This window comes from Fulvivirga lutimaris, from assembly GCF_009711525.1.
GTDB classification, from domain to species: Bacteria; Bacteroidota; Bacteroidia; order Cytophagales; family Cyclobacteriaceae; genus Fulvivirga; species Fulvivirga lutimaris.
This window is the reverse complement of the sequence record NZ_SMLV01000189.1, coordinates 1-4,617: the sequence shown is the minus strand read 5'-3', so window position 1 is coordinate 4,617 and position 4,617 is coordinate 1. Positions and strand designations below refer to the sequence as shown.

The 4,617-nt window shown below is 37.4% G+C and carries 9 protein-coding genes; 2 read left to right on the top strand and 7 right to left on the bottom strand.

What is annotated here, in order from left to right; translation table 11 throughout:
• On the top strand, positions 1-250 hold a 250-nt coding region (locus E1140_RS21625), incomplete at its 5' end, for a hypothetical protein (RefSeq protein ID WP_221412606.1).
• Between the two features lie 218 nt (positions 251-468).
• Here E1140_RS21625 and E1140_RS01735 read toward each other — a convergent pair.
• The 6 genes from E1140_RS01735 to E1140_RS01710 all read right to left on the bottom strand — a co-directional run bounded on the left by E1140_RS01735 (position 469) and on the right by E1140_RS01710 (position 3,531).
• The gene (locus E1140_RS01735) at positions 469-876 is read right to left on the bottom strand and encodes a hypothetical protein (RefSeq protein WP_155178396.1); all 408 of its coding nucleotides are present in this window, start codon (positions 874-876) and stop codon (positions 469-471) included.
• Positions 877-963: 87 nt separating this feature from the next.
• Complete coding sequence (locus E1140_RS01730; RefSeq protein ID WP_155178394.1) at positions 964-1,263, bottom strand: hypothetical protein; 300 nt, start codon at positions 1,261-1,263, stop codon at positions 964-966.
• A 7-nt stretch (positions 1,264-1,270) separates the two neighbouring features.
• The gene (locus tag E1140_RS01725) at positions 1,271-1,909 is read right to left on the bottom strand and encodes a hypothetical protein (RefSeq protein ID WP_155178392.1); all 639 of its coding nucleotides are present in this window, start codon (positions 1,907-1,909) and stop codon (positions 1,271-1,273) included.
• Positions 1,909-2,592, bottom strand: a complete 684-nt coding sequence (locus E1140_RS21985) for a lycopene cyclase domain-containing protein (RefSeq protein ID WP_185153368.1) — start codon at positions 2,590-2,592, stop codon at positions 1,909-1,911. The genes E1140_RS01725 and E1140_RS21985 overlap by 1 nt, the downstream gene beginning before the upstream one ends.
• A complete protein-coding gene (locus tag E1140_RS01715) occupies positions 2,593-3,069 on the bottom strand; it encodes a sterol desaturase family protein (RefSeq protein WP_246202689.1) in 477 nt (158 codons plus the stop codon).
• On the bottom strand, positions 3,070-3,531 hold the full coding sequence (locus E1140_RS01710; protein WP_155178391.1) for an SRPBCC family protein: 462 nt from the start codon (positions 3,529-3,531) through the stop codon (positions 3,070-3,072).
• 133 nt (positions 3,532-3,664) lie between these two features.
• On the opposite strand from E1140_RS01710, the gene E1140_RS01705 reads away from it, so the two are divergent.
• The gene (locus tag E1140_RS01705; RefSeq protein ID WP_155178389.1) at positions 3,665-4,120 is read left to right on the top strand and encodes a BP74-related protein; all 456 of its coding nucleotides are present in this window, start codon (positions 3,665-3,667) and stop codon (positions 4,118-4,120) included.
• 76 nt (positions 4,121-4,196) lie between these two features.
• Here E1140_RS01705 and E1140_RS21305 read toward each other — a convergent pair.
• Positions 4,197-4,617, bottom strand: a 421-nt coding sequence (locus tag E1140_RS21305; RefSeq protein WP_185153367.1) for a hypothetical protein, incomplete at its 5' end; no start/stop codon positions are given.

The window sequence follows — 4,617 nt, the reverse complement described above, 5'->3', positions numbered from 1 at the left end:
TGAATTGCTGCTAATACCTCAAGTATTTATTATTTTTTATGAAAAACTAATTTTATGGATTAAGTCCCTGCTGGTGTTAGTATCTATTTGTTGGTCACAAGACCAACAAAGGCTGAGAGAAGATTTTCATAGAATAAGTCATACCGTAACGCAGTGGAGGTATCTTTTCCACAGCGCAGATCACTTATATATATGCAAAGATCCCTGGCGGGATGACTTGCTTATGGGTAACAGCATGGCAGCCTCGTAGAGTTTAAGATTCCGGTTTGCAAATCTGGAATAGCAACAATGAAGTGAATTTTCCACAATATAAGTCATACCGAAGTACAACGGAGGTGTCTTTTCCACAACGCAGATCACTTATATATATGGCAAAGATCCCTGGTGGGATGACTTACTTAGTAGTAAAAGTATGGCAGGACTGAGTTGTTTAAGATTTTAGATTGCAGATCTGGAATTACTGGATTATTAGTAGGGATTGTCTACTCGTGAACTTTTGTAACTCTTACCTTCTTCATCGATCAAAATCATCTCAAGCTTTGAAATTTTTACAATCTGATCTACGGCCATATCTCCAGTACTGATGCCCGGAAAAGTGGGATTGATTTCAGTCACTTGATTAAACAAGGAATCATTTTTAATCCACCATTTCCCAGTAATAGTAAAAAGAACTTCTTCCTTTTTATTGCTATCATATATCCATGCCTCATAGTACCCGTCATTTAAAAAAGCCGCAACGCTGTACGTAGATCCATTAGTCTCGCCCCAATAACCAATAATTCTTTGGCTGTTAGCTTTATCTTTTGATACAGTCTTATTTGCAGCACAAGAATATATCGAAATCGAGATTATTAAAAGCAAGAAAATCTGTTTCATTTTGTACATCTATTTTACTGAAAGCACGAAAATATATTAATTTTTGTAATTATTAATATATTTTTTCGTGATTTAAATATTGCTAATTCACTTAACAATCACCTCCCAAAGTAATCCAAAATACCCAAAAACAGACATGGCTAGCAGAACTATCACCGATACTATCTTCAAACACAATAAGGCAGAGAGGCCAAAGAACTTAGCATTCAGAAAATGATAAATACTGAAAATGTAAATAGGATAAGCAACCACTAATATTACTGTAATAATGGTTGAGAGGTTTTCTGTCGAGCCTGGTGCATCAAACATCATCACTGAAGTGAAAAGCACCATAGGCCAAAACAGCAATAGAAAGGCTACGCCAATATTGATCAGTATTTTTATCATTTAGTTCTTACACTGCCGTAGCAGCAAGTTGTTTTTGGTCTTTGTGTTTTTTCAAGACGATTAAACTTACCCAAATAACCCAAATGGCATCTAATACAAAGGTGATTTTTTGTAAAAAAGGCAGGTAGTAAAAACCTATTTTGGTTTGAAAGCTTATAAAAACTATAATACTCATAGCATAGCAAGCATAGGCCAGTTGCTTCAGTCGTTTGCCTTGGTATTTGTATAATTCTATAAAGAAGGGTACCAGCGCTACAGTGCCAAATGCTCCTGTGAGGGTTACTATTAAGTCATGATAGGAGGTGTACATTAAGATGAATACCGTCATGGTAAACATGCCAAATCCTCTCATGAGTTTGGTGTTTCTGTTTTCAGTATCAAAAATTTCCGGTAAGATGTAGAAGAATGAAATCATGGTGAAGCTCAATATGAGATGAGCCACAATAGCCAAAGGCCTGGCCGGATTGATGACCCCATGAGCTGCAGTCGGGTTCATCAAATCGCAGAGAAAATTATGAAAGTAGCTGTGTGAAGAAGCCAATGGTTCGTTAATCGATCCTCCAGGATATAACGTAGTTGTGTAGGCAAAGACAATCAGATAAAGTGCCATACCGACAATGGGGAAGTAAGGAGTGTATTGCTTCATCACTTTTTAGTCGAAAGGCTGTCGTATATTGCCACATTCATCATTAAAAGGAGCATGCCATAAAAAGTATCTTCAAATGGGATGGTGCCCATTCTGATACCAAGGTTTTCTGCATTGTTATACCACACTACCTGATCTTCAATGCCACTGCCTGTAAGTATGCCGTTAATAATAAAGAAAGGCGCTAAGATAAAAATGTAGGTGAAATAGAATCTTGAAAGAAAGGTGGACTTGGTGAACACTTTGAGATATAAAATGAAAGCAGAGAGCAGTAGAAATGTTGAAGCAGTATACCATTGATCTAAATGAAGTACGCCAAGCACGGCTCCACCTATAATGAGTGTCCATGAAATGTACTTTTCAGCTCCTGCGAAGTAATCTTTTTTAACAAGCACACCCAGGGCAAAATAGGTGAAGACACAGGCATAGGGAATGCAAATAAAGAATAACCATTCTTCAATAGGCAGCCCGAAAATGTCAAAACCCAATAAATAAGCCTTGTTAAAACCCCAAACACCCCATTTGGTGAAGTAGATGTCCCAAATGATGAAAAATGCTCCGGGGATAGCAATGGCCGGAAGTAAGCTTTTCCAGGTATCTGCAAATCGGGCTTTTGGGTAGAAGCTGGCTATAAATGGTACTGATATGGCACCAATATCAAGAATGAGGTAAAGCCAATTCACTTACTTGACCTCTTTAATATCTGTCTTTTCAAATTTCTTGGGTGCATATAGAAAACCAAAAGCCTGCCCGTCTTCCTTGCTTCTTTTTACATGGTGAATGTAATGGGCATTGATCATCCTGTTTAGATAATGACTTCTGCTTTTTGGTCGCCATTTGATGCGCTGATGCACTATAACATCATGAAAAATGAAATAGAAAAGGCCATATAAAAAGATGCCAATACCCATTGCCGTAAGGTAGGGTTGATTGGTAACTATGGTTGAGTAGTACAAAAGTCCGATACTTGGTACACTAAACACCAAAGCGAAAAGGTCGTTACGCTCTAAAGCATGATCATGAACCTTATGGTGCGACTTGTGCCAGGTCCATAAGAACCCATGCATGATGTATTTGTGAGTAAACCATGCCACACCTTCCATAAATAAGAAAGTGCCGATTGTTATTAATGCACAAAGGATTATAGTTATTAAGTCCATTTATTTTCCAAATCTAGCTTCTAACACACTAAACCTATGATCAAAGATACCTTTTACCTTTTTTCCAACAAAGAGCCAGTTGGCCAGTCTTCCTAATATACCTAGTGGAATGGCATAATTCACCTCATCTTCCATTTCTACACCACCCTCAACAGCTTTAAATCTATGTTGATGATGCCAAAGTGCATAAGGCCCAAAGCGTTGCTCATCCACAAAATAATGTGGCTGGTTTACATGGGTAATCTCAGTAGTCCATGAAACAGGAATGCCCGGCACTGGTTGTAGCTTGTAGGTTATCACCTGACCGGGATACATCTTATCACCACCTGAAATGTAGCGGATATCGAACTTCATGTGAGAAGGTGTGATGTCCTTTAAGTTTTTAGGTGAAGAGAAAAATTCCCAAGCCTCTTCAATGCTTATCGGTAAAAACTGCTTTGCCGTTAGGTTGTATATTTTCATTGTTTAAGTAACAAACAAAATCACCTAAGGTTTGATGTGGAGTGAAAAAACATCGCTCAAAATGATATCAGCTTCCAACCTATATTAAAGAGTCCGTGTCATTAGAAGTGAACAAATGAAAAATTAAAAAAGAATGAGAAAATTTTGGGTTTTGGTAGTGAGTTTGATGGTTGTATTGGCTAGTTGTTCCGAGGATGATGAGCCTAAGCAGGATTTAGATAGTGACCTTAGGTATTTTAAGTTTAGAGCCTGTGATCATACAGACGACTGGCGAAATGAGAGTTTTATAGCGAGTACAGCTGACCCAGGTGTTATACAACAATGTCTGGATCAGTTAGCATTGCCTGCAGAGGAGAGGACATTGTTTCCCTTAGGTAAGATAACAGCAGGAAGTGGAGGTTATAATTTTAATGATACCCATGAATTTAACTGGCATTTTATAGAAGATGAATGGGAACTAGTGGAAATGGGAATTGAAATTTATGATGGTTGTCCATATTCAGAAGCTGAACTATTGGATTATGCAGGCACTGTTGGAAGTTATGGAGGTTGGGGAAATAGAATTGAGGCTGAGGTTGTGTTAAATTAGATAATCTTGCCTGAAAATTAGCTGCTTATCTTATGTGAAAGTGATTGGAATAAGAATAGCCCTCATGCATTTATTACTAACATGAGCAAGATTGAATAGTGACAACTTTGTATTTCTTCAATTTTTGAATCAGCTCTTGAATTTTATCTAAGACAACTTGCTTTACAACACTTGAGAAAACCTGAGGGTTTTGAGCGTGCAATTGGCCTGTAAGTAATAATTCTTTTAAGTCATCTATCATAGACTCAGCCTCTTCAGAGGATGCTTGGTACTGCAACAGTGTATATCCACATAGCTCTATTCCTCCAATTGCCAAGGTTTTAGTTAGATTGGATTGTTTAATCCAATTTTTATCTGCAATTGTTAGATTTGTACTAATTGACATTCCTACTCCACATTCAGAAATATTAACAACTTTTATAAAGTTAATATTTTCCCTTATTATTTCAACTTCAGTTCCTAAAAGATAGGGTACTATGCGTTTGTCATAGTTAGTC

Excerpts from the sequence above, each read along its gene's own strand:
- E1140_RS01710 (WP_155178391.1), bottom strand. The coding sequence starts at position 3,531 with ATGAAAATATACAACCTAACGGCAAAGCAGTTTTTACCGATAAGCATT.
- E1140_RS01725 (WP_155178392.1), bottom strand. The coding sequence starts at position 1,909 with ATGAAGCAATACACTCCTTACTTCCCCATTGTCGGTATGGCACTTTAT.
- E1140_RS01730 (WP_155178394.1), bottom strand. The coding sequence starts at position 1,263 with ATGATAAAAATACTGATCAATATTGGCGTAGCCTTTCTATTGCTGTTT.
- E1140_RS01705 (WP_155178389.1), top strand. The coding sequence starts at position 3,665 with ATGAGAAAATTTTGGGTTTTGGTAGTGAGTTTGATGGTTGTATTGGCT.
- E1140_RS01715 (WP_246202689.1), bottom strand. The coding sequence starts at position 3,069 with ATGGACTTAATAACTATAATCCTTTGTGCATTAATAACAATCGGCACT.
- E1140_RS01735 (WP_155178396.1), bottom strand. The coding sequence starts at position 876 with ATGAAACAGATTTTCTTGCTTTTAATAATCTCGATTTCGATATATTCT.